We start from the raw sequence: 21,945 nt of genomic DNA on the forward strand, positions 1-21,945 counted from the left end.
TTCGTTCTGGACCCTGGCCATGCCGCACAAGGTGGGCATGACCACAGCGTTCGTGCTGGGCCTGGCCGAGGATGTGCTGTACGGCACCTTGCTCGGGCAGAACGCACTGATCCTTACCCTGATCACCTTCCTGGTGCTGTCCTTGCAGCAGCGCCTGCGCATGTTCCCCATGTGGCAGCAAAGCCTGGTCATTCTGGTGATCTTCGGCATTGCCCAGCTGATCCAGCTGTGGCTTAGCGCCCTGACCGGCAACCGTCTGCCCACCCTGGCACTGGTCTGGTCGGCGGTGATCAGCGCCTTGCTCTGGCCGTGGATCAGTTTCGCCCTGCGCGACCTGCGTCGCCGCTTGCGTATCAACTGACGGCGATGCGCCGCTGACAGGGAGATGTCTGCATGAACCCGCTTTACCTGGCCTCCGGCTCGCCTCGCCGCCGTGAATTGCTGACCCAGATCGGCGTGCCGTTCAGCGTCATCAGCGCCCCCATCGACGAAACCCCGCTGGCCGATGAAAGCGCCCAGGCTTACGTCGAGCGTCTGGCCCGGGCCAAGGCTGCCGCCGGCCTGGCCTGCCTCGCCCACCCCGACAACGCCACGGCCCCCGAGCGCCGTGCTGTGGTGCTTGGTGCAGACACGGCAGTGGTGCTCGAGGGGCGTATTCTGGGAAAACCGCAAAGCCGCGAAGATGCCTTGGCCATGCTGGCTGATCTGGCTGGCCGCGAGCACCAGGTGCTGACCGCCGTCGCTTTGACCGATGGCCTGCGCGTGCGCAGCCTGTGCGTGACCAGCAGCGTGCATTTTCGCCCGATCAGTGCCGACGAAGCGCAACGTTACTGGGCCAGCGGCGAGCCGGCGGACAAGGCAGGCGGTTATGCCATCCAGGGCCTGGGTGCGGTGTTCGTCACCGGCCTGGCCGGCAGCTATTCGGCAGTGGTCGGTTTGCCGCTGTGTGAAACCGCAGAATTGCTGGGCCAGTTCGGCATTGCCTGCTGGCAGCCGCTCGTGCCTGCAACAGAGGTAACAAACCCGCGGTAGCCAGCTCTGCCTTCGCCATCCATCATTACAAGAAACTTTTGACGAGAGCCTGCCATGAGTGAAGAGATCCTGATCAACATCACCCCGATGGAGTCACGCGTGGCGGTGGTGGAAAACGGGGTGCTGCAGGAAGTGCACGTCGAGCGCACTCAGCGCCGTGGCATCGTCGGCAATATCTACAAGGGCAAGGTGGTGCGTGTGCTGCCAGGCATGCAGGCCGCCTTCGTCGACATTGGCCTGGAACGCGCGGCGTTCATCCATGCTTCGGAAATTTCCCAGCGCGAAGGCTCGGCGGTCGAGAACATCACGGCGCTGGTGCACGAGGGCCAGGCGCTGGTGGTACAAGTGACCAAGGACCCGATTGGCACCAAAGGCGCGCGCCTGACCACGCAGTTGTCGATCCCTTCGCGTTATCTGGTGTACATGCCGCGCAGCAGCCACGTTGGCATTTCCCTGAAGATCGAAGATGAAGCCGAGCGTGAGCGCCTCAAGCAGGTGGTCAGCAACTGCATGGAGAGCGAGAACATCAAGGATGCCGGCGGGTTCATACTGCGCACTGCCGCCGAAGGCGCGCGGGCCGAGGAAATCCTGCAGGACATCCGCTACCTGCGCCGCCTGTGGGAGCAAATCGGCAGCCAGATCAAGACCTGCGGTGCACCGACGGTCATCTACGAAGACCTGGGCCTGGCCCTGCGAACCCTGCGTGACCTGGTCAACCCGAAGATCGAGAAGATCCGCATCGACTCGCGGGAAACCTTCCAGAAAACCATGCAGTTCGTGAGCGAACTCATGCCGGAAATCGCCGACCGCCTCGAGCACTACCCTGGCGAGCGGCCGATCTTCGATCTTTATGGCGTCGAGGACGAAATACAGCGCGCGCTGGAGCGCAAGGTGCCGCTCAAGTCGGGTGGCTATCTGGTGGTGGACCCGGCCGAGGCGATGACCACCATCGACGTCAACACCGGGGCTTTCGTTGGGCATCGCAACCTTGAAGAAACCATCTTCAAGACCAACCTCGAGGCCGCTACCGCCATCGCCCGGCAGCTGCGCCTGCGCAACATCGGCGGCATCATCATCATCGACTTCATCGACATGGAAGATGAAGAGCACCAGCGCCAGGTTCTGCGCACCCTGGAAAAACAGCTGGAACGCGACCATGCCAAGACCAACATCATCGGCATCACCGAGCTGGGCCTGGTGCAGATGACCCGCAAGCGCACGCGCGAAAGCCTGGAGCAGGTGCTGTGCGAGCCCTGCCTGGCTTGCCAGGGGCGTGGCAAGCTGAAAACCCCCGAGACCATCTGTTACGAAATTTTCCGCGAGATTCTGCGTGAGGCCCGTGCTTACCAGGCCGAAGGCTACCGTGTGCTGGCCAACCAGAAGGTGGTTGACCGCCTGCTGGACGAAGAGTCGGGCAACGTTGCCGAACTGGAAGCCTTCATCGGTAGAACCATTCGCTTCCAGGTCGAGTCGATGTATTCGCAGGAACAATACGACGTGGTGCTGCTCTGAGGCCCTCAGCAACACGTCGCTGCCTCGTCGCGCTGGCGAAACCCGTGCGACGGGCCATCATGGATAAACGACTTGGAGGGCCACGGCCATGGGACGTCTGACCCGCGTTCTTGTTGCCTTGACCCGTTGGGGGCTGGGCATATGCGCCTTGTTGGCGGTATTGGTGGCGCTGTATGTCAGCCTCGGCCGTGCATTGATACCCCTGGTAGCCGAGTACCGTGCCGACGTGCAGAGCAAGGCCGAGCAAGCGCTTGGCATGCCGGTACATGTGGGCGCCCTGGAGGGGCGCTGGAGCGGCCTGGCGCCGGTATTGCGGGTGCGCGACCTGCAACTGGGCGAAGGTGCCAAGGCGTTGCGCCTGGATGAGGTCATGGTCGTGCCTGATGTATGGGCCAGCCTGCTGGCGCGTGAGGTACGCCTGTCGCGTATCCAGCTCGGTGGCCTGCAATTGATCGTGCGCGAGAACGGGCAGGGCGCCTGGAACCTTGAGGGCCTGCCGCAGCAGGACGATACGCCGCTGAACCCTGCCGAGTTGCTGCAGCGCCTGCGCCAACTGGGCCGCGTCGATGTGTTCGACAGCCAGGTCACCTTGCACCCGTGGCAGCGTGACCCGCTGACCCTGACGTATGTGAGTGCCGGCTTGCAGGCCGGCCCCTCGCGGCAGGCCCTGGACCTGCGGGCGACGCTGCCCGATGGCCAGCCGCTGGCGATGAACCTGCGCAGTCGTGTTTCTGCCGAGGCTTGGCGTGACGGCCAGGTCGAGGCCTACCTGAGCCTGCCGCAAAGCGACTGGTCGCAGTGGTTGCCGCCCAGCCTGCTGGGCCAATGGCATGCCGACGCACTGCGTGCAGGCGGCGAGTTCTGGGTCGATTGGGGCAAGGGGCAGTTGCAGAAGGCCGTGGTGCGGCTCAATGCCCCTGAGCTCAAAGGCGCCTACAGCGGGCGCAAGGCCGCCATGTTGAGCAACCTGGCCATGGGCGCCTGGTTCCAGCGCCGCGACCAGGGCTTCGACGTTGTGGTCGACTCGCTGGCCATGGACCTCGGTAAAAGCCGTTGGGAGACGCACCTGCAGGTGCAGCAGCGCCCCGGTGAGCAGGCGGCCGATGAGAGCTGGCAGGTGCAGGCCGACCGGCTCGACCTCACGCCCCTGACCCCGCTGATCGAGGCCCTGGCACCGCTACCCGACGCGGCCATGGCGGCGGTCACTGGCCTGAAGGTGACCGGTGGTCTGCGCAACGTGCGGCTGCAGGCCCGGCCCAAGGCCGAAGGCGACCAGCGCCTGCAGTTCGAGGCCAACCTGGACAAGGTCGGTTTCAATGCTTATCACAGTGCCCCGGCTGCGGGTAACGTCAGCGGCAGTATCAGTGGCGACCTGGGCCACGGCGAGCTGCGCCTGGACACTGAAGCCTTCATGCTGCACTTGTACCCGATCTTCGCCAAACCCTGGCACTACCAGAAGGCCAACGCGCGCTTGACCTGGGTGCTGGACAAGCAGGGCTTCACCCTTGTCGCGCCCTACCTGAAGGTGCTGGGCGAAGAAGGCAAGATTGCCGGCGATTTCCTGATTCGCCTGCTGTTCGAGGAAGGCCGCGAGGACTACATGGACCTGCGCGTCGGCCTGACCGACGGCGATGGCCGTTATACCGCCAAGTATCTGCCCGAAGTGCTCAGCCCGGCCCTCGACGAGTGGCTGCGCAGCGCCATCGTCAAGGGCGCGGTGGACGAAGGCTATTTCCAGTACCAGGGCTCGCTGAACCATGGCGCGGCGCCAGAGGCACGCAGTATCAGCCTGTTCTTCAAGGTGCATGACGCCGCACTGGACTTCCAGCCGGGCTGGCCGCAAGTCCAGCATGTGGATGGCGACGTCTTCATCGAGGACAGCGGCGTGCGGGTCAAGGCCCGGCGCGGGGTGCTGCTGGACACCCAGGTCAGTGACGTCGACGTCGACATCCCGCATGTCGACGAGGGCCAGCAGAGCCACCTGTTCCTGACGGGCAATTTCGATGGCAGCCTGGGTGATGGCCTGAAGATCCTCAAGCAAGCGCCTATCGGCACCGGTGAGATCTTCGCCGATTGGGAGGGTGAAGGGCCGCTGAAGGGTAAGCTCAAGCTCGATATCCCGCTGGCTCACGGACAGCGGCCCAAAGTGCAGGTAGACTTCGCCACCCATGACGCGCGCCTGAAGGTCGCCCCGCCCACCCTTGAGCTGAGCCGCTTGAAAGGTGACTTCAGCTTCGATTTCGACAAAGGCCTCAGCGGCAAGGGCATCAGCCTGCAGGCCTTCGGCAAGCCCGTCACGGCGCAGATAACGGCCGAGGGCCAACCCGGGCAGATGCAGACCCGCATCGATGCCAATGGCCAGGTAGCGCTCAAGGCGTTGACCGACTGGCTGCAGTTCAAGCAAGCCCTGCCGGCTTCCGGCGACCTGCCTTACCAGTTGCAACTGAGCCTGGGCAGCCGCGACAATCGTTTGAGCGTCAACTCCAACCTCAAGGGGCTGGCGGTCGACTTGCCAGCGCCATTCGGCAAGGCGGCCGCGGAAACCCGCGACAGCCGCTTCAGCATGACGCTACAGGGCCCGGAGCGGCGTTTCGACGCCGGCTACGGTGACCTTGCCCGTGCTGCCTACGCCGCGCCGGCCGACAAGCTCGGCCAAGGCCGGGGCGAGTTGTTGCTGGGCACCGGTGACGCCCAACTGCCCGCTGCACAGGGCCTGCGCGTGCGTGGGCGCTTGGAAACGCTGGACCTGGCCCCTTGGCAACAGCAGGCCTCACGGCTGGGCGGAGACGACCCAGGTGGCAGTGCGCGGCAGATGCTGCAAAGCGTGGACCTGAGCATTGGCCAGCTCAAGGCGTTTGGCACCGAGCTGAACCAGGCCCTGGTACGGTTGAGCCGAGGCGGCCCCGCCTGGGACCTGCGCCTCGACAGCCAGGAAGTCATCGGCGATGCCCGCGTGCCGGATGCTAAGGGTGCGCCGATGGTCGTGCGCCTGCAGACGCTGCGGCTGCCAGCGCCCAGCCCTGCGGAAAAACAAGCCCAGGAGCGCGCCGAAGATGGGCCGGACCCGCTTGCCACCTTCGACCCACGCAAAGTCCCGGCGCTGGACCTGAGCATCGACAAGCTGTACCGCGGTGACGACCTGTTCGGCAGCGCTTCGATCAAGCTGCGGCCCACTGCACGCGGGGTTGCCGCCAGCGATATCGCTCTTGACTTCAAGGGCCTGCGCATTGGCGGTGGCGGTGGCTGGGAGGGCGAAACGGGCAAGACCAGCAGCTGGTACAAAGGCCGCCTGCAAGGCAAGAACCTGGGCAACGTGCTCAAGGCCTGGGGCTTTGCCCCGACCGTCACCAGCCGCGACTTCCGCCTGGACGTGGACGGCCGCTGGCCAGGCTCGCCGGCTGCCGTCAGCCTGACGCGCTTCTCGGGCAGCATGGACGCGGCGTTGCGGTCTGGCCAGTTCGTCGAGGTCGATGGCAGTGCCCAGGCGTTGCGGGTCTTTGGCCTGCTCAACTTCAATTCGATTGGCCGACGCCTGCGGTTGGACTTCTCCGACCTGTTCGACAAAGGCCTGGCCTATGACCGGGTCAAAGGCCTGCTGGCGGCCAGCAATGGCGTGTACGTGACCCGCGAACCGATCACCATGACCGGCCCGTCGAGCAGCTTCGAGCTGGAGGGCACGTTGGACCTGGTACGTGACCAGGTCAATGCCAACCTGCAGGTGAGCCTGCCGGTGACCAACAACCTGCCGTTGGCCGCGTTGATCGTGGGGGCGCCAGCCGTGGGCGGGGCGTTGTTCCTGGTCGACCGGCTGATCGGTGACCGCGTCTCGCGTTTTGCCAGCGTGCATTACCGTGTCGAAGGGCCGTGGAAAGAGCCTAGAATCACCTTTGTGAAACCCTTCGAGAAATAGTGCCAGGAGTGCCCATGAAGGCAGCGGTGATCCAGATGGTCAGCCAGGACGACGTGCTGGCCAACCTGCAGCGTGCCTGTGCCTTGCTGGAGCAAGCTGCACAGGGTGGTGCGCGGCTGGCGGTGCTGCCGGAAAACTTCGCTGCCATGGGCCGCAAGGACGCCGCTGCCATCGGCCGAGCCGAGGCATCGGGGAACGGGCCTATCCTGCCATGGTTGAAACGTACCGCCCGCGACCTCAGGTTATGGATAGTCGCCGGTACCATGCCCTTGCCACCGGTCGGCCAGCCCGACGCAAAGGCACATGCCTGCTCGCTGCTGATCGATGAGCACGGTGAAGTGGCTGCGCGCTATGACAAGCTGCACTTGTTCGACGTGGACGTTGCCGATAACCGCGGCCGCTACCGTGAATCGGATGATTTTGCCCATGGCGCACACGTGGTGGTGGCGGACACGCCGGTCGGGCGGCTGGGGTTGAGCGTATGTTACGACTTGCGCTTCCCAGAGTTGTACAGCGCGTTGCGTGCCGCTGGCGCGGAACTGATCAGCGCACCGGCGGCCTTCACTGCGGTAACCGGCGCAGCACACTGGGACGTGCTGGTGCGCGCCCGGGCCATCGAGACCCAGTGCTACCTGTTGGCGGCAGCGCAGGGCGGTACCCACCCAGGCCCACGGGAAACCCATGGCCATGCGGCGATCGTCGACCCTTGGGGGCGGATCGTGGCACAACAGGCGCAAGGCGAAGCGGTATTGCTTGCCGAGCGCGACATTGAAGAACAGGCGTCCATCCGGGCGCGCATGCCGGTGGTATCGCACCGGCGCTTTTTTTCGCAGGACGCATTGCGGCCTGCGCCCACCTTGGAGTGACTATGAGCCAGATGTTATCCACCGTCAGTGAGCAGCTCCTGGCCCCAGGCGGCTTGACCCTGGACAGCCTGCAAAGCGTGCTCGGTGAATTGGCCGGCCCCGGCATCGACGCTGCCGACCTGTATTTCCAGGGCCAGATTTCGGAAACCTGGGCGCTGGAAGACGGCATCGTCAAAGAGGGCAGCTTCAACCTGGACCAAGGCGTGGGCGTGCGTGCCCAGTCCGGTGAAAAGACCGGCTTCGCCTACAGCAATGCCATCAACCTTGAAGCGCTGACGTCGGCCGCGCGCGCCGCCCGTTCGATTTCCCGCGCCGGGCAGAACGGCACCGTGCAGGCCTTCCGCAGCCCGTCGGTGACCGCCCTGTATGCGGCGGACAACCCGCTCGATGTGCTCAGCCGTGCCGAAAAGGTCGAGTTGCTGAAGCGTGTCGATGCCGCGACCCGCGCGCTTGACCCGCGTATCCAGCAGGTCAGCGTGAGCATGGCCGGGGTCTGGGAGCGCATCCTCATCGCTGCAGCGGACGGCAGCCTGGCTGCAGATGTGCGGCCGCTGGTGCGTTTCAATGTGAGCGTCATCGTTGAGCAGAACGGCCGTCGCGAACGCGGCGGGCAGGGTGGTGGCGGGCGTACCGACTACCGTTTCTTCACCGAAGAGCGGGTCATGGGCTACGCCCGTGAGGCGCTGCGCCAGGCCCTGGTGAACCTCGAAGCTATCCCGGCGCCGGCCGGTACCTTGCCAGTGGTGCTGGGCTCGGGATGGTCGGGCGTGCTGCTGCACGAGGCGGTCGGCCATGGCCTGGAAGGTGACTTCAACCGCAAGGGCAGCTCGGCGTTCAGTGGCCGGGTTGGCGAGAAAGTGGCGTCGAGCCTGTGCACCATCGTCGATGACGGCACCCTGGAAGGCCGCCGCGGTTCGCTGAGCGTGGATGACGAAGGTACGCCGACCGAGTGCACCACCCTGATCGAGAACGGTGTGCTCAAGGGCTACATGCAGGACAAGCTGAACGCGCGGCTGATGGGCATGGCAGTGACCGGCAATGGTCGCCGCGAATCCTACGCTCACCTGCCGATGCCACGCATGACCAACACCTACATGCGTGCCGGCGAAAGCGACCCGCAGGAAATCATCGCCTCGGTGAAGAAGGGCATCTACTGCGCCAACCTCGGGGGTGGCCAGGTGGATATCACCAGCGGCAAGTTCGTGTTTTCGACCAGCGAGGCCTACCTGATCGAAGACGGCAAGATTACCGCACCGGTGAAGGGCGCAACCTTGATTGGCAATGGTCCGGAGGCGATGAGCCGGGTGTCGATGGTCGGCAACGACCTGGCGCTGGACAGCGGGGTAGGGACGTGCGGCAAGGACGGGCAATCGGTGCCGGTCGGGGTTGGGCAGCCGACCCTGAAGCTGGATGCGATCACAGTGGGCGGTACCGGCGCGTGATGGCCTTGGGGGCCGTTGTGGGAGCGGGCTTGCCCGCCAGCACCGGCGAAGCCGGTGCCGGGCACCGCATCGCCTGCTTCGCGGGCACGCCCGCTCCCGCAGGGCCTCAGCCTGTCAGCGCAACCCGCGCTGCAACTCGTCGAGGTCGCGGATGTATTTGAACACCTTGCGCGCGGCGGCCGGCGGTTTGTTCCGCGCCTTCTCGTGCTGGGCATGGCGCACCAGCGAACGCAGTTGCTGGCGATCGGTGTCGGGGTATTCGTTGACGAAGCGTTCAAGGTCTTCGTCGTTACCGTCGATCAACCGGTCGCGCCAGCGCTCCAGGCCGTGGAAGCGTTCGTTGTACTGGCGAGTCGAGCTGTCCATCTGCTCGAGCAGGGCATGGATGGCATCCAGGTCCTGTACGCGCATCAGCTTGCCGACGAACGACATGTGGCGTTTACGCGCACCATGAGCAGTGTGCTTGCTGGCCTCGGCAAGGGCCTTGCGCAGCTCGTCGGTCAACGGCAGGCGGGCCAGGGTATCGGCCTTGAGCGTAGTCAGGCGCTCGCCGAGTTCGACCAGCGCATGCAGCTCGCGCTTGATCTGGGTTTTGCTTTTTTCGCCGTCGAAGGCGTCGTCGTTTGAATCAACCATGGTGGCAGTCCGCTAGAAATCGCCGCCATGATAACCAGTCGGGGGCCGCTTGTCCGGCCCGGTCGTAGAATGACCCTCGCCGAACGCAGAATTTGAGTGGAGAGAACCATGAGTGCAGTCCAGAGCGTAGGTCCGAAAGACCTGCCAGCATTGCAAGAGCAGGTCGAGGCGATCATCGCCGAAGCGCGCCGCCAAGGGGCCAGTGCCTGCGAAGTGGCCGTGTCGCTGGAGCAGGGCCTGTCCACCACGGTACGTCAGCGCGAGGTCGAAACGGTTGAATTCAACCGCGACCAGGGCTTTGGCATCACCCTCTATGTTGGCCAGCGCAAAGGCTCGGCCAGTACCTCGGCCAGTGGCCCGGAGGCGATCCGGGAAACCGTCGCGGCAGCGCTGGCCATTGCCAAGCACACCTCCGAGGACGACTGTTCGGGCCTGGCGGACGCGGCGTTGATGGCCCGGGAAATTCCGGACCTGGACCTGTATCACGACTGGGCTCTCGAGCCCGAGAAAGCCATCGAGATGGCGCTGGCGTGCGAAGCGGCGGCGTTCGATGCCGACCCGCGCATCCTCAATGCCGATGGCACCACCCTCAACACCCACCAGGGCTGCCGCGTGTATGGCAACAGCCACGGGTTCATCGGTGCTTACGCCTCGACCCGGCACAGCCTCAGCTGCGTGATGATTGCTGAAGGCGACGGGCAGATGCAGCGCGATTACTGGTATGACGTCAACCGCCAGGGCAACCTGCTGGCCGACCCGCGCAGCATTGGTGTGCGGGCCGCGCAGCGGGCCGCCAGTCGCCTCGGCGCGCGCCCGGTGCCAACCTGCGAAGTGCCGGTGCTGTTTTCCGCAGAACTGGCAGGCGGTTTGTTCGGCAGCTTTCTGTCGGCGATCTCCGGCGGCAATCTGTACCGCAAGTCGTCGTTCCTCGAAGGCAGCATCGGCCAGCGCCTGTTCCCGTCCTGGCTGACGCTCGACGAGCGCCCACACATTCCGCGCGCGCTGGCCAGTGCAGCGTTCGACGCCGACGGCCTGGCGACTTACGCTAAACCGTTCGTCGACAAAGGCGAGCTGGTGTCGTATCTGCTGGGTACCTATTCGGGGCGCAAGCTGGGCTTGCCCAGCACGGCCAACGCGGGGGGTGTACACAACCTGTTCGTCAGCCACGGCGTCGAGGACCAGGCTGCCCTGATCCGGCGTATGGGGCGTGGGCTTTTGGTGACCGAGCTGATGGGCCATGGCCTGAACATGGTGACGGGTGATTACTCCCGAGGGGCAGCGGGTTTCTGGGTCGAGAATGGTGAAATCCAGCATGCGGTGCAGGAAGTGACGATTGCCGGCAACATGAAGGATATGTTCCAGCAGATTGTCGCGATTGGTAGCGATCTTGAAACACGCAGCAATATCCACACTGGGTCGGTGCTGATCGAGCGGATGACTGTGGCAGGTAGCTGATTCATTGCCTGTACGGCCCATTCGCTGGCTCGCCCGCTCCCACAGCTTGAAGCCTATGCAACCCCCTGTGGGAGCGGGCAAGCCCGCGAAGAGGCCGGTACAGGCAATAAAGAATTTCCAGTGGAATACAAGACCCGGCCCTCGCGCCGGGTTTTTTCTTTCATCAGCTCCCCTTGAAGTGATTCTATTTATCAATTAATAATGAATATCATTATCCAGTAACTCGGCGATGATGTTCATGAATTCCGTCCTCCGCGAACTGCCCTACCTGGAAAACTGGCGCTGGCTCAGCCGCCGGATCCGCTGCGCGCTCGAACCTGACGAGCCGCGCCTGATCGAGCACTACCTGGCCGAAGGCCGTTACCTGGTGTGCTGTACCGAAACCTCGCCATGGACGGTGGCGTTGACCTCCTTCCGCCTGCTGCTCGACACCGCCTGCGACCGCATGTTGCCCTGGCACTGGCGCTGCCTGTGCCTGGACCAGGCCTGGCGGCCGTTGCTGGACCTGCGCAACCTCGACCGCCAGGCCCAGAACCAGCGTTGGCAGCCCTACGCCATTCAGTTGGCCAACTGCAGCCTGCTGCCGTCGATTTCTCCCGATGAACTGATGCAAGGATTTGATGATGAGTGATACCCGTATCGAGCGCGACAGCATGGGTGAATTGCAGGTGCCGGCCCAAGCCCTGTATGGCGCCCAGACCCAGCGCGCGGTCGACAATTTCCCGATCAGCGGCCAGCGCATGCCGGCCCAGTTCATTCGTGCCTTGCTGCTGGCCAAAGCGGCTGCGGCCAAGGCCAACGTAGAGCTGGAGCAACTGTCCGCCGCCCAGGGGCAGGCCATCGTCAAGGCGGTGGAACAGCTGCTGGCGCAGGACTACATCCAGCACTTCCCGGTCGACGTGTTTCAGACAGGCTCGGGCACCAGCTCGAACATGAACGCGAACGAGGTGATCGCCACCCTGGCCAGCCGTGTGCTCGGCGAGCCGGTCAATGCCAACGACCACGTCAATTGCGGCCAGAGCAGCAATGACATCATTCCCACCACCATTCACGCCAGCGCTGCCCTCGCCGTGCATGAGCAGCTGTTGCCTGCCCTGGCGCACCTGGTGCAAGTGATCGAGGCCAAGTCCAGGCAGGTGCATCAGTATGTGAAAACCGGGCGTACCCACCTGATGGATGCAATGCCCGTGCGCCTGAGCCAGGTGCTGGACGGTTGGGCAGCGCAGATCGAAGGTGCCAAGGCGCACATCGAAGCCACCCTGCCAAGCCTGCAGGCGCTGGCCCAGGGCGGCACCGCAGTGGGCACCGGCATCAATGCCCACCCGCAATTCGCTGCCGCTTTCGCGCGCCAGCTCAGCGGCCTGACCCAGGTCCAGTTCACGCCGGGGCACAACCTGTTTGCCCTGATCGGTTCGCAGGATACCGCGGTAGCCCTGTCCGGCCAGCTCAAGACCACAGCGGTGGCACTGATGAAGATTGCCAACGACCTGCGCTGGATGAACTCGGGCCCTCTGGCCGGCCTTGGGGAAATCGAGCTGCAGGGTCTGCAGCCGGGCTCTTCGATCATGCCAGGCAAGGTCAACCCGGTCATCCCGGAGGCCACGGCCATGGTCGCCGCGCAGGTCATCGGCAACGACGCCACCATCGCCGTGGCTGGGCAGTCGGGCAACTTCGAACTGAACGTGATGTTGCCGCTGATCGCACGCAACCTGCTGGAGAGCATCGAGTTGATGGCCAACGTCAGCCGCCTGCTGGCCGACAAAGCCATTGCCAGCTTCAAGGTCAACGAGGGCAAGCTGAAGGAGGCGCTGGCGCGCAACCCGATCCTGGTCACTGCACTGAACCCGATCATCGGCTACCTGAAGGCCGCTGAAATTGCCAAGACCGCCTACCAGCAAGGTCGCCCGATCATTGATGTCGCCCTGGAGCATACCGACCTGTCGCGGGACCAGCTGGAAACGCTGCTGGACCCGGAAAAACTCACCGCTGGCGGCATCTGACACTGCCTTACCGCCGAGGAAACAGACATGCAGCACTGGAAACGCACCATGGAACTGGCCAACCGCCTGTTCGAACAAGGCGAGCTGGTCGATGCCCGGGAACATTACCTGCAAGCCCTGGCCCTGGCCCAGGTGCTGTTCGAGCGCTGGCATGACGTCGACGAAGCGGTGGCTGCCCTGGTCGTCGCTCACCATAACCTGGCCGACCTGCACCTGCGCCTGAACCAGCCGCATGAAAGTGCCGATTACCTCTGTGCAGCGCACCAGTGGCTGCTACAGGCCAGCCAGCAAGCCCGCTTGCCACAGGCGCTGCGGGACGCAGCCCTGCGCCACAGTGGGCGTACCTACACCGAACTGCTCGGTTTCATCGCGGAGTACGGCCAGTACCCGCGTACCGAACGCCTGCTCAACCGCCACAACATCGGCGCCAGCGAACTCGCTGCCCCGGCCGGCGTGGTACCCAGTACTCAAGCCTACGGAATTCACTGACATGCCCCATGCCTTGCCTGCTTTGCCTTACGCCTACGACGCGCTGGAGCCGCACATCGACGCGCAGACCATGGAGATCCACCACACCAGGCACCACCAGACTTACGTCAATGGCCTCAACGCCGCCGTCGAAGGCACCGAGTGGGCTGAGTGGCCAGTCGAAAAACTGGTCGCTGCGGTCGGGGACTTGCCGGAGCAGCTGCGTGGCGCCGTGACCAACCACGGTGGCGGTCACGCCAACCACAGCCTGTTCTGGACCGTGATGTCGCCGCAGGGCGGGGTTGAGCCCACGGGCGAGCTGGCACAAGCCATCACCACGCAACTGGGCGGTTTCGACGCGTTCAAGGAAGCCTTCACCAAGGCCGCCCTGACCCGCTTCGGCAGCGGCTGGGCCTGGCTCAGCGTAACGCCGCAGAAAACCCTGGTCGTGGAAAGCAGCGGCAACCAGGACAGCCCACTGATGCATGGCAACACGCCGATTCTCGGGTTGGACGTGTGGGAGCATGCGTATTACCTGAAATACCAGAACCGCCGCCCGGAATACATTGGTGCCTTCTACAACGTCATCGACTGGGCGCAAGTGCAACACCGCTATCTCGAAGCCCTGAAGTGAGTCGGACCGGTATGCGCTCAGAGGTCATGTCGGTCAGCAGTGTGCGCCTGTTTCGCCAGGCGCTGGGTGCCTTGCTGTTGCTGGCGGGTACCGCGCTGCTGGCGGCGCGCGGTCTTGCCTGGCTGGACTTGGCGCCGCGCATGCTGCGCGCCCTGGAGGGCGGCGCTTTGTGTGCGCTGGGCACGGCGCTGGGCGCAGTACCGGTGTTGGTAATCCGTAATATGCCGGTGGCGTTGGCCGACACCTTGCTGGGCTTCGGCGCCGGGGTCATGCTGGCGGCTACGGCATTTTCATTGATCATGCCCGGGCTGGATGCGGCCCAGGCCATCGGCTTCAGCCCATGGGGTGCGGGTGGCTTGATCAGCTTCGGCTTGATGTTCGGCGCGTTGTGCCTGTTCCTTATCGACCTCAAGGTCTCCAACGCCTCGCCGCAAGCGCTGGTTGGCAGTGCGCAGCAGCCGGTGATCGCCGCGCGAATCTGGCTATTCGTCATTGCCATCATTGCCCACAACATTCCCGAAGGCATGGCGATTGGTGTGTCAGCCGGGGGTGGCATGGCTGACGCAGACAGCCTGGCCATGGGCATCGCGTTGCAGGATGTGCCCGAGGGGCTGGTGATTGCCCTGGTGTTGGCAGGGGCGGGCATGCCGCGCTTCAAGGCGTTCATGATCGGCGCGGCTTCGGGGTTGGTCGAGCCTGTGGCTGCGGTGATCTGTGCCTGGCTGGTGAATGTCGCCGAATTGCTGCTGCCCCTGGGGCTCGCCTGCGCAGCCGGCGCGATGCTGCTGGTGGTAACCCAGGAAGTCATCCCCGAATCGCGCAGCAACGGCCATCACCGGCTGGCCAGCCTGGGGCTGTGCATCGGCTTCTGCCTGATGATGGTGATGGATACCGCGCTGTCCTGATCTTTGGTCAGGTTGAAGGGGTGTACACTGTGGGCGCGGTGCAGGGCTTGGAGGCTTACTCGCCTTCGTCGAAGTAGTTGTTGATCAACTCGACCAGCGCGTCCATGGCATCGTTGTCCTGCTCACCCTCGGTATGCAGGTGCACCTGGGTACCCTTGCCAGCCGCCAGCATCATCACGGCCATGATGCTTTTGCCGTCTACCAGTTTGTCCGGCGCGCGGCCGACCCGCACCTGGCAGGGAAAGCGGCCGGCCACGCCGACGAACTTCGCTGCCGCCCGGGCATGCAGGCCCAGCTTGTTGATGATGGTGATTTCGCGGGCGGGCATCGTGGGGCGGATCCTTGGGCTAGAGGTCGCGGTGGCGGACCTGGACGTTTTTCAGGGACTGTTGCAGCAACTGGCCGAGGCGTTCGGTGATGTACACCGAACGATGGTGGCCGCCGGTGCAGCCAATGGCAATGGTCACGTAGGCACGGTTACTGGCTGCGAAGCGGGGTAGCCACTTGAGCAGGTAGCTGGAAATATCGTTGAACATGTCCTCGACGTCTGGCTGCGCGGCCAGGTAGTCGATCACCGGCTGTTCCAGGCCGGAGTGCTCACGCAATTCGGGCTTCCAGTAGGGGTTGGGCAGGCAGCGTACGTCGAACACCAGATCGGCATCGACCGGCATGCCGCGTTTGAAGCCGAATGACTCGACCAGGAATGCGGTACCAGGCTCGGGCTTGTTGAGCAGGCGCAACTTGATCGTGTCGCGCAACTGGTAGAGGTTCAGGCTGGTGGTGTCGATCTTCAGGTCGGCCAGGTCGGCAATCGGCCCCAGCAGTTCGCTCTCCACGCGGATGGCCTCTGCCAGCGAGCGGTCGGCGTTGGTCAGCGGGTGGCGGCGGCGGGTTTCTGAAAACCGCTTGAGCAGGGTATCTTCATCGGCATCCAGGTACAGCACATCGCACTGGATGTGGCGGGCACGGGCGTCGGCTAGCAGCTCGGGGAAGCGCGACAGGTGGCTGGGCAGGTTGCGGGCGTCGATCGACACTGCCACTTTCGGCTGCAGCAGTTCGGTGTTGATCAGTGCATTTTCCGCGAGCTGCGGCAGCAGCCCGGCGGGCAGGTTGTCAATGCAATAGAAACCGTTGTCTTCCAGGACATCGAGGGCGGTGCTCTTCCCGGAGCCAGACCGGCCGCTGACGATGATCAGGCGCATGTTCAGTGCTCGTTCTGTACGTCCAGGACAACCTGGTACAAGGCCTCGTTGCTGGTGGCCGAACGCAGGCGATCACGCACGTCCTTGCGGTCGAGCATGCTGGCGATCTGGCGCAGCAGTTCCAGGTGGGCATCGGTGGCGGCTTCAGGGACCAGCAGGACGAACAGCAAGTCTACCGGCGCGCCATCGATGGCATCGTAATCGATGGGTGCTTCCAGGTGCAGCAGGGCGCTGACTGGCGCGGAGCAGCCTTCAAGCCGGCAGTGCGGAATGGCGATGCCATTGCCGAAACCGGTTGAACCGAGTTTTTCCCGGGCGACCAGCTTTTCGAAGACGACTTGCATCTCCAGTTCCGGCACTTGTTCGGCGATGATGGTGGCGACCTTTTCCAGGGCGCGCTTCTTACTGCCGCCCGGCACGTTCACGAGGGAACGGCCGGGGGTCAGGATGGTTTCAAGTCGGATCATGGATGAGGGGGATCAGCGGGCAGCTGCACCTTGCAGCAGGCTTTGCTGTTTTTCCTTGTGTTTTTTCAGTTGGCGGTCGAGCTTGTCGGCCAAGGCATCGATCGCTGCATACATATCTTCGTGTTCGGCGTTTGCTACCACTTCGCCGCCGGGAATCTGCAGGGTCGCCTCGACCTTCTGCTGCAGCTTCTCGACCTTCATGATGACCTGCACGTTGGTGATCTTGTCGAAATGACTTTCCACGCGGGCGAGCTTTTCCAGCACGTAATCGCGCAGTGGCTGGGTGACTTCTACATGCTGTCCACTGATATTGACTTGCATACAGCTTCTCCTTTGTTGCCCGTGCATAAAGAGGCAGGTTTTGCACCTGCCCCGCAAACGCTATGGCAGATCTCAGGGGCTACATCAGTCGCTTGCGCTCACTCGACGGTGCGATGCCGAGAGACTCGCGGTACTTGGCGACGGTGCGGCGGGCCACCTGGATGCCTTGTGCCTCCAGTAAACCAGCGATCTTGCTGTCACTCAATGGCTTTTTCTGATTTTCCGCTGCAACCAGTTTCTTGATGATCGCGCGGATCGCTGTAGACGAGCATTCTCCGCCTTCGGAGGTGCTGACGTGGCTGGAGAAAAAGTATTTCAGTTCGTAGATGCCGCGGGGCGTGTGCATGTATTTCTGCGTGGTCACCCGGGAAATGGTCGACTCGTGCATGCCCACCGCTTCGGCAATGTCATGCAGCACCAGCGGTTTCATCGCTTCGTCGCCATGATCGAGGAAGCCGCGCTGATGCTCGACGATCTGCGTGGCGACTTTCATCAGGGTTTCGTTGCGGCTTTGCAGGCTCTTGATGAACCAGCGCGCCTCCTGCAGTTGGTTGCGCATGAAGGTGTTGTCGGCACTGGTGTCGGCGCGGCGCACGAAGCCGGCGTATTGAGCGTTCACGCGCAGGCGCGGGATGGCTTCCTGGTTCAGTTCCACCAGCCAGCGGTCGCTGTCCTTGCGCACGATCACGTCCGGTACCACGTACTCGGGCTCGCTGGACTCGATCTGCGAACCCGGGCGCGGGTTGAGGCTTTGCACCAGTTCGATCACCTGGCGCAGTTCGTCTTCCTTGATTTTCATGCGCCGCATGAGCTGGCTGTAGTCGCGGCTGCCGAGCAAGTCGATGAAATCGCAGACCAGCCGTTTCGCCTCGTTCAGCCACGGCGTGCTGGCAGGCAGTTGGCGCAGTTGCAGCAACAGGCACTCGCCAAGGGTGCGTGCCGCGACGCCTGCCGGTTCGAACTGCTGAATGCGGTGCAGCACCGCTTCGACTTCGTCCAGCTCGATATCCAGCTCCGGGTCGAAGCCAGCGCAGATTTCTTCGAGGGTGTCTTCCAGGTAGCCCTGGCCGTTGATGCTGTCGATCAGGGTCACGGCGATCAGGCGGTCGGTATCCGACATCGGCGCCAGGTTCAGTTGCCACAGCAGGTGGCTTTGCAGGCTTTCGCCGGCCGATGTCCGCGTGGTGAAGTCCCACTCGTCGTCATCGTTGCTCGGCAGGCTGCTGGCGCTGGTCTGGTAGATGTCTTCCCAGGCGGTGTCGACCGGCAGCTCGTTGGGGATGCGCTCGCTCCATTCACCGTCTTCGAGGTTGTCGGCACTGACCGTGCTTTCCTGGAAGCTGTTGTCCTGAACGTCGGCGGCCGGCTTGTTCTCGGCGTTGTCGGCCATCGGGTCGCTGTTGTCGAAGTCGTCGCCGTCTTCCTGGCGTTCGAGCATCGGGTTCGACTCCAGCGCCTCCTGGATTTCCTGTTGGAGGTCCAGGGTGGAAAGCTGGAGCAGGCGGATGGCCTGTTGCAACTGCGGTGTCATCGTCAGTTGCTGGCCCATTTTTAGGACGAGCGATGGTTTCATGGCTGGGGCTTAATACCTTGTTCGCCGGCGCGCATGCGCCATCCACTACACGAGGGCGCCGGGGCGCCAGATCAAGCAAGTTTTATGCCTTAAATTGTAGCGTTTGCCTAGAGTACGTAACAATTTTAACCCCGGCTTCAGGGCAGGTTGCCAGTACCCCAGGCAGGGGTGGGTCAGAGCCGGAACTCGTGGCCCAGGTAAACCTCTTTGACCAGTTCGTTGGCCAGGATGGTTTCGGCGTCGCCTTCGGCGATCAGCCGGCCATCGTTGACGATGTAGGCGGTCTCGCAGATATCCAGCGTTTCGCGCACGTTGTGGTCCGTGATCAGCACACCGATACCCTTGGCCTTGAGGTGGTGGATGATCTGCTTGATGTCGCCGACCGAGATCGGGTCCACGCCGGCGAAGGGTTCGTCCAGCAGGATGAACTTGGGTGCGGTCGCCAGGGCGCGGGCGATCTCGACACGGCGGCGTTCGCCACCGGACAGGCTCATGCCGAGGTTGTCGCGGATGTGGCTGATGTGGAACTCCTGCAGCAGGCTTTCCAGTTCCTTGCGCCGGCCATCGCGGTCGAGGTCCTTGCGGGTCTCGAGGATGGCCATGATGTTGTCGGCCACCGAAAGCTTGCGGAAGATCGAGGCTTCCTGCGGCAGGTAGCCGATGCCGGCGCGCGCGCGGCCGTGCATGGGCTGGTAGCTGACATCGAGGTTGTCGATCAGGACACGACCCTGCTCGGCCTGGACCAGGCCGACGATCATGTAGAAGCAGGTGGTCTTGCCGGCACCGTTCGGGCCGAGCAATCCGACGATCTGGCCGCTGTCGATCGACAGGCTGACATCACGTACGACCTGGCGCCCCTTGTAGCTTTTGGCCAGGTGCTGGGCTTTTAGGGTTGCCATTTACTCGGCCTTCTTCTTGGGCTGGATCACCATGTCGATGCGCTGACGTGGCTGGGTCACGTTACCGCCACGGCCGGCGGTAGCCACCTGCGACTTGGTGTTGTAGACGATCTTCTCGCCCTCGGTGGTGTTGCCTTCGTTCTCGACCTTGGCGCGGTCGGTGAGGATCACGGTGTCTTTTTGCGCCTGGTATTGGATGGTCACTGCCCAGCCCTTCATCTTGTCGGGCTTGGCGGCGCTCTGCTGCTGCTCGAAGTAGGCCAGGTTGCCAACCGAAGTGACCACGTCGATGTCGCCGTTGGCGGCGCGGGTCATGGTCACGGTATTGCCTTTGATCATCATCGAGCCTTGAGTGATGATCACGTCACCGGTGTACGTCGCGACACCCTGCTTGTCGTCCAGATGCGCGTTGTCGGCCTGGATACGGATTGGCTGGTCACGGTCATTCGGCAGGGCGAAGGCGCTCGCGCTTCCCAGTGCTGCGCTCAGGCTGAGCAAAAGGGGGAGGGTTTTAACGAGCCTCATACTGTCCTCTTACGTTAGAGAGCAAGTCCATCTTGCCTTCTTTCAAATACGCTTTCATGCCCTTGCCCGTGGTTGTGCCACCGGCGCCGTCGATTCTAACGGCTTGCTCGGTCTGCGCATATTGCTTCTGCGGGAATACGGTCATGCGTGAGCTGGTGATGATGGTGTCGCGTTGCCTTTCGTCGGTGCGGGCAACGCGGACCTTGTTGATCAGTTCGACCTCGTTGCCGTCCGGGCTGACCTCGGCGCGCTCGCTCTGAACATGCCACGGGTATTCGGTGCCGCGGTAAAGGCGCAGGTCCGGCGTGGTCACCAGGGTAACTTCGGTCGCCTTGACGTGCTCGACCTTGTCGGCGGTCATTTCGTACTGCAATTTGCCGTCCGGCAAGAACTGCACACTATGGGCGTTGATCGCATAGTAGTCGATGGCGCTCTCGTCGACCTGCGCCACAGGCTGGTCGAGGAAGCTTTCAGGGCTGACATTCCAGTAGCCAATGGCAGCGAGCACGGCAGCAATCACCGCCAGCAGCGCAATATTGCGGACCTTCTTGCTGAACATGGGCGGCCTTACAAGTAGTTGGCGTTGGCAGCGTCCAGGGTGCCCTGGGCCTGCATGATCAGTTCGCAGAACTCGCGGGCAGCGCCTTCGCCGCCGCGCGCCTGGGTCACGCCGTGGGCATGCTGGCGAACGAAGGGCGCGGCGTTGGCCACTGCCATACCCAGACCGACGCGGCGAATCACCGGCAGGTCGGGCAGGTCGTCGCCCAGGTAGGCGACCTGTTCATAGCTTAGGCCGAGTTCGGCAAGCAGCCCGTCAAGAACCACCAATTTGTCTTCGCGGCCCTGAAACAGGTGCGCGATACCCAGGTTCGCAGCCCGCCGCTCGACCACCGGGGTCTTGCGCCCGCTGATGATGGCCGTGGTCACGCCCGACGCCATGAGCATCTTGATGCCCTGGCCGTCGAGGGTATTGAAGGTCTTGAATTCGCTGCCGTCTTCGAGAAAGTACAGTCGCCCATCGGTCAGTACGCCGTCGACATCGAACACGGCCAGCTTGATGGCCTGGCCACGTTGCATGAGATTCTGGCTCATCACATAACTCCTGCACGCAACAGGTCGTGCATGTTCAGGGCACCTGTCGGCCGGTCGTCCTGGTCGACGACCACCAGTGCGTTGATTTTGTTGTCTTCCATGATTTTAAGGGCCTCGGCGGCGAGCATTTCGGCCCGTGCAGTTTTGCCATGCACGGTCATGACGTGGTCGATCAACGTGGTATGCACGTCGATATTGCGGTCCAGGCTGCGGCGCAGGTCGCCATCGGTGAAGATACCGGCCAGCTTGCCGTCTGCCTCGAGCACAGCGGTCATGCCCAGCCCTTTGCGCGACATTTCCAGCAGGGCATCCTTGAGCAACGTGCCACGCAGCACCTTGGGCAACTGGTCACCGCTGTGCATCACATGCTCGACCTTCAGCAGCAGCCGCCGCCCCAAGGCGCCGCCAGGGTGCGAAAAGGCGAAGTCCTCGGCAGTGAACCCGCGCGCTTCGAGCAGAGCAATGGCCAGCGCGTCACCCAACACCAGTGCCGCAGTGGTCGAGGAGGTAGGGGCAAGGTTCAGCGGGCAGGCCTCCTGTGCGACCCGGGCATCCAGGTTCACCTCTGCTGCCTGGGCCAAGGTGGAATCCGGGTTGCCGGTAAGGCTGATGAGGGTGATGCCCAGGCGCTTGACCAGCGGCAGCAACGTGACGATCTCGGCCGTGCTGCCTGAGTTGGACAGCGCCAGGATGATATCGTTGCCGGTGATCATGCCCATGTCGCCATGGCTGGCTTCGGCCGGGTGCACGAAAAACGCGGGGGTGCCGGTGCTGGCGAGGGTCGCGGCAATTTTGTTGCCGATATGCCCGGACTTGCCCATGCCAAGCACCACGACGCGGCCCTGGCTGGCCAGGATCAGTTCGCAGGCTTTGACGAAATGCTCGTCGATGCGCGCCAGCAGGCCCTCTACGGCCTCGAGTTCCAGGCGCACGGTGCGCTGTGCGGATTGAATCAGCTCGCTGGATTGGCTCATGTCGATAAAGCACTGCCTGATGAAAAGTCGGC

General features: G+C 63.4%; 23 protein-coding genes. 12 read left to right on the plus strand and 11 right to left on the minus strand.

Translation table 11 applies throughout. The annotated features are described in order from the left end of the window. The 6 genes from mreD to tldD all read left to right on the plus strand — a co-directional run. Positions 1-361: rod shape-determining protein MreD (mreD, locus tag G1E_RS16900; RefSeq protein WP_009683060.1), on the plus strand; the 361-nt coding region annotated here is incomplete at its 5' end. A 32-nt stretch (positions 362-393) separates the two neighbouring features. Continuing rightward, positions 394-1,032 carry a nucleoside triphosphate pyrophosphatase gene (locus tag G1E_RS16905; protein ID WP_009683059.1) on the plus strand — a complete coding sequence of 213 codons (639 nt, stop codon included), beginning with the start codon at positions 394-396 and terminating at the stop codon, positions 1,030-1,032. Positions 1,033-1,086: 54 nt separating this feature from the next. Next, entirely contained in the window at positions 1,087-2,544 is a 1,458-nt protein-coding gene (gene rng / locus G1E_RS16910) for a ribonuclease G (RefSeq protein WP_009683058.1), read from the plus strand. A gap of 88 nt (positions 2,545-2,632) precedes the next feature. Next, on the plus strand, positions 2,633-6,454 hold the full coding sequence (locus tag G1E_RS16915; RefSeq protein WP_047149960.1) for a YhdP family protein: 3,822 nt from the start codon (positions 2,633-2,635) through the stop codon (positions 6,452-6,454). A gap of 14 nt (positions 6,455-6,468) precedes the next feature. After that, entirely contained in the window at positions 6,469-7,320 is an 852-nt protein-coding gene (locus G1E_RS16920) for a carbon-nitrogen hydrolase family protein (RefSeq protein WP_009683054.1), read from the plus strand. Between the two features lie 2 nt (positions 7,321-7,322). Then, positions 7,323-8,762, plus strand: coding sequence for a metalloprotease TldD (gene tldD / locus G1E_RS16925; RefSeq protein WP_009683053.1), 1,440 nt, complete (start codon positions 7,323-7,325; stop codon positions 8,760-8,762). Positions 8,763-8,876: 114 nt separating this feature from the next. Here tldD and yjgA read toward each other — a convergent pair whose 3' ends face one another. Further along, positions 8,877-9,398 (minus strand): ribosome biogenesis factor YjgA, encoded by a 522-nt coding sequence (gene yjgA / locus G1E_RS16930; protein ID WP_009683052.1) that lies wholly within the window; start codon positions 9,396-9,398, stop codon positions 8,877-8,879. 108 nt (positions 9,399-9,506) lie between these two features. Between yjgA and pmbA the strand changes: the two genes are divergently transcribed. From pmbA to G1E_RS16960, 6 genes are all read left to right on the plus strand, one after another. Next, positions 9,507-10,853, plus strand: a complete 1,347-nt coding sequence (gene pmbA, locus G1E_RS16935) for a metalloprotease PmbA (protein WP_047149961.1) — start codon at positions 9,507-9,509, stop codon at positions 10,851-10,853. Positions 10,854-11,082: 229 nt separating this feature from the next. After that, positions 11,083-11,484, plus strand: a complete 402-nt coding sequence (locus tag G1E_RS16940) for a hypothetical protein (protein ID WP_029887554.1) — start codon at positions 11,083-11,085, stop codon at positions 11,482-11,484. After that, positions 11,477-12,853: a lyase family protein gene (locus G1E_RS16945; RefSeq protein ID WP_009683048.1), complete on the plus strand. Its 1,377-nt coding sequence runs from the start codon at positions 11,477-11,479 to the stop codon at positions 12,851-12,853. The genes G1E_RS16940 and G1E_RS16945 overlap by 8 nt, the downstream gene beginning before the upstream one ends. A 27-nt stretch (positions 12,854-12,880) precedes the next feature. Continuing rightward, a complete protein-coding gene (locus G1E_RS16950; RefSeq protein WP_029887552.1) occupies positions 12,881-13,342 on the plus strand; it encodes a hypothetical protein in 462 nt (153 codons plus the stop codon). A 1-nt stretch (position 13,343) separates the two neighbouring features. Next, positions 13,344-13,955 carry a superoxide dismutase gene (locus tag G1E_RS16955; protein WP_009683045.1) on the plus strand — a complete coding sequence of 204 codons (612 nt, stop codon included), beginning with the start codon at positions 13,344-13,346 and terminating at the stop codon, positions 13,953-13,955. An 11-nt stretch (positions 13,956-13,966) separates the two neighbouring features. Next, on the plus strand, positions 13,967-14,860 hold the full coding sequence (locus tag G1E_RS16960; RefSeq protein WP_009683044.1) for a ZIP family metal transporter: 894 nt from the start codon (positions 13,967-13,969) through the stop codon (positions 14,858-14,860). Between the two features lie 55 nt (positions 14,861-14,915). Here the strand turns inward: G1E_RS16960 and G1E_RS16965 are convergent, their stop codons facing one another. From G1E_RS16965 to G1E_RS17010, 10 genes are all read right to left on the minus strand, one after another. Further along, positions 14,916-15,188 (minus strand): HPr family phosphocarrier protein, encoded by a 273-nt coding sequence (locus G1E_RS16965; RefSeq protein WP_009683043.1) that lies wholly within the window; start codon positions 15,186-15,188, stop codon positions 14,916-14,918. A 19-nt stretch (positions 15,189-15,207) separates the two neighbouring features. Continuing rightward, positions 15,208-16,062, minus strand: a complete 855-nt coding sequence (rapZ, locus tag G1E_RS16970) for an RNase adapter RapZ (RefSeq protein WP_009683042.1) — start codon at positions 16,060-16,062, stop codon at positions 15,208-15,210. A gap of 2 nt (positions 16,063-16,064) precedes the next feature. Continuing rightward, on the minus strand, positions 16,065-16,529 hold the full coding sequence (gene ptsN, locus G1E_RS16975) for a PTS IIA-like nitrogen regulatory protein PtsN (protein ID WP_009683041.1): 465 nt from the start codon (positions 16,527-16,529) through the stop codon (positions 16,065-16,067). A gap of 12 nt (positions 16,530-16,541) precedes the next feature. Then, the gene (hpf, locus tag G1E_RS16980; protein ID WP_003255135.1) at positions 16,542-16,850 is read right to left on the minus strand and encodes a ribosome hibernation-promoting factor, HPF/YfiA family; all 309 of its coding nucleotides are present in this window, start codon (positions 16,848-16,850) and stop codon (positions 16,542-16,544) included. A gap of 79 nt (positions 16,851-16,929) precedes the next feature. Continuing rightward, positions 16,930-18,423, minus strand: coding sequence for an RNA polymerase factor sigma-54 (locus G1E_RS16985; RefSeq protein ID WP_047149962.1), 1,494 nt, complete (start codon positions 18,421-18,423; stop codon positions 16,930-16,932). Positions 18,424-18,596: 173 nt separating this feature from the next. Then, on the minus strand, positions 18,597-19,322 hold the full coding sequence (lptB, locus tag G1E_RS16990) for an LPS export ABC transporter ATP-binding protein (RefSeq protein ID WP_047149963.1): 726 nt from the start codon (positions 19,320-19,322) through the stop codon (positions 18,597-18,599). Further along, positions 19,323-19,847, minus strand: a complete 525-nt coding sequence (gene lptA / locus G1E_RS16995; protein ID WP_029887549.1) for a lipopolysaccharide transport periplasmic protein LptA — start codon at positions 19,845-19,847, stop codon at positions 19,323-19,325. Continuing rightward, a complete protein-coding gene (lptC, locus tag G1E_RS17000) occupies positions 19,834-20,406 on the minus strand; it encodes an LPS export ABC transporter periplasmic protein LptC (RefSeq protein WP_009683035.1) in 573 nt (190 codons plus the stop codon). Before lptC ends, lptA begins: the two co-directional genes overlap by 14 nt. An 8-nt stretch (positions 20,407-20,414) precedes the next feature. Further along, complete coding sequence (locus G1E_RS17005) at positions 20,415-20,939, minus strand: HAD family hydrolase (RefSeq protein ID WP_009683034.1); 525 nt, start codon at positions 20,937-20,939, stop codon at positions 20,415-20,417. Beyond that, positions 20,939-21,913, minus strand: a complete 975-nt coding sequence (locus tag G1E_RS17010; protein ID WP_009683033.1) for a KpsF/GutQ family sugar-phosphate isomerase — start codon at positions 21,911-21,913, stop codon at positions 20,939-20,941. Before G1E_RS17010 ends, G1E_RS17005 begins: the two co-directional genes overlap by 1 nt. Between the last annotated feature and the right edge of the window lie 32 nt (positions 21,914-21,945).

The organism is Pseudomonas sp. TJI-51 (assembly GCF_000190455.2).
Taxonomy (GTDB): domain Bacteria; phylum Pseudomonadota; class Gammaproteobacteria; order Pseudomonadales; family Pseudomonadaceae; genus Aquipseudomonas; species Aquipseudomonas juntendi.

Bases quoted from the DNA above. Each gene is read 5' to 3' on its own strand.
- G1E_RS16940 (WP_029887554.1), top strand. From the start codon at position 11,083: ATGATGTTCATGAATTCCGTCCTCCGCGAACTGCCCTACCTGGAAAAC.
- G1E_RS16960 (WP_009683044.1), top strand. From the start codon at position 13,967: ATGCGCTCAGAGGTCATGTCGGTCAGCAGTGTGCGCCTGTTTCGCCAG.
- pmbA (WP_047149961.1), top strand. From the start codon at position 9,507: ATGAGTGCAGTCCAGAGCGTAGGTCCGAAAGACCTGCCAGCATTGCAA.
- G1E_RS16950 (WP_029887552.1), top strand. From the start codon at position 12,881: ATGCAGCACTGGAAACGCACCATGGAACTGGCCAACCGCCTGTTCGAA.
- G1E_RS17010 (WP_009683033.1), bottom strand. From the start codon at position 21,913: ATGAGCCAATCCAGCGAGCTGATTCAATCCGCACAGCGCACCGTGCGC.
- lptB (WP_047149963.1), bottom strand. From the start codon at position 19,322: ATGGCAACCCTAAAAGCCCAGCACCTGGCCAAAAGCTACAAGGGGCGC.
- G1E_RS16905 (WP_009683059.1), top strand. From the start codon at position 394: ATGAACCCGCTTTACCTGGCCTCCGGCTCGCCTCGCCGCCGTGAATTG.
- lptA (WP_029887549.1), bottom strand. From the start codon at position 19,847: ATGAGGCTCGTTAAAACCCTCCCCCTTTTGCTCAGCCTGAGCGCAGCA.
- G1E_RS16985 (WP_047149962.1), bottom strand. From the start codon at position 18,423: ATGAAACCATCGCTCGTCCTAAAAATGGGCCAGCAACTGACGATGACA.
- rng (WP_009683058.1), top strand. From the start codon at position 1,087: ATGAGTGAAGAGATCCTGATCAACATCACCCCGATGGAGTCACGCGTG.
- G1E_RS16920 (WP_009683054.1), top strand. From the start codon at position 6,469: ATGAAGGCAGCGGTGATCCAGATGGTCAGCCAGGACGACGTGCTGGCC.
- ptsN (WP_009683041.1), bottom strand. From the start codon at position 16,529: ATGATCCGACTTGAAACCATCCTGACCCCCGGCCGTTCCCTCGTGAAC.
- G1E_RS16945 (WP_009683048.1), top strand. From the start codon at position 11,477: ATGAGTGATACCCGTATCGAGCGCGACAGCATGGGTGAATTGCAGGTG.
- lptC (WP_009683035.1), bottom strand. From the start codon at position 20,406: ATGTTCAGCAAGAAGGTCCGCAATATTGCGCTGCTGGCGGTGATTGCT.
- G1E_RS16955 (WP_009683045.1), top strand. From the start codon at position 13,344: ATGCCCCATGCCTTGCCTGCTTTGCCTTACGCCTACGACGCGCTGGAG.
- G1E_RS16965 (WP_009683043.1), bottom strand. From the start codon at position 15,188: ATGCCCGCCCGCGAAATCACCATCATCAACAAGCTGGGCCTGCATGCC.
- tldD (WP_009683053.1), top strand. From the start codon at position 7,323: ATGAGCCAGATGTTATCCACCGTCAGTGAGCAGCTCCTGGCCCCAGGC.
- rapZ (WP_009683042.1), bottom strand. From the start codon at position 16,062: ATGCGCCTGATCATCGTCAGCGGCCGGTCTGGCTCCGGGAAGAGCACC.
- G1E_RS16915 (WP_047149960.1), top strand. From the start codon at position 2,633: ATGGGACGTCTGACCCGCGTTCTTGTTGCCTTGACCCGTTGGGGGCTG.
- G1E_RS17005 (WP_009683034.1), bottom strand. From the start codon at position 20,939: ATGAGCCAGAATCTCATGCAACGTGGCCAGGCCATCAAGCTGGCCGTG.
- yjgA (WP_009683052.1), bottom strand. From the start codon at position 9,398: ATGGTTGATTCAAACGACGACGCCTTCGACGGCGAAAAAAGCAAAACC.
- hpf (WP_003255135.1), bottom strand. From the start codon at position 16,850: ATGCAAGTCAATATCAGTGGACAGCATGTAGAAGTCACCCAGCCACTG.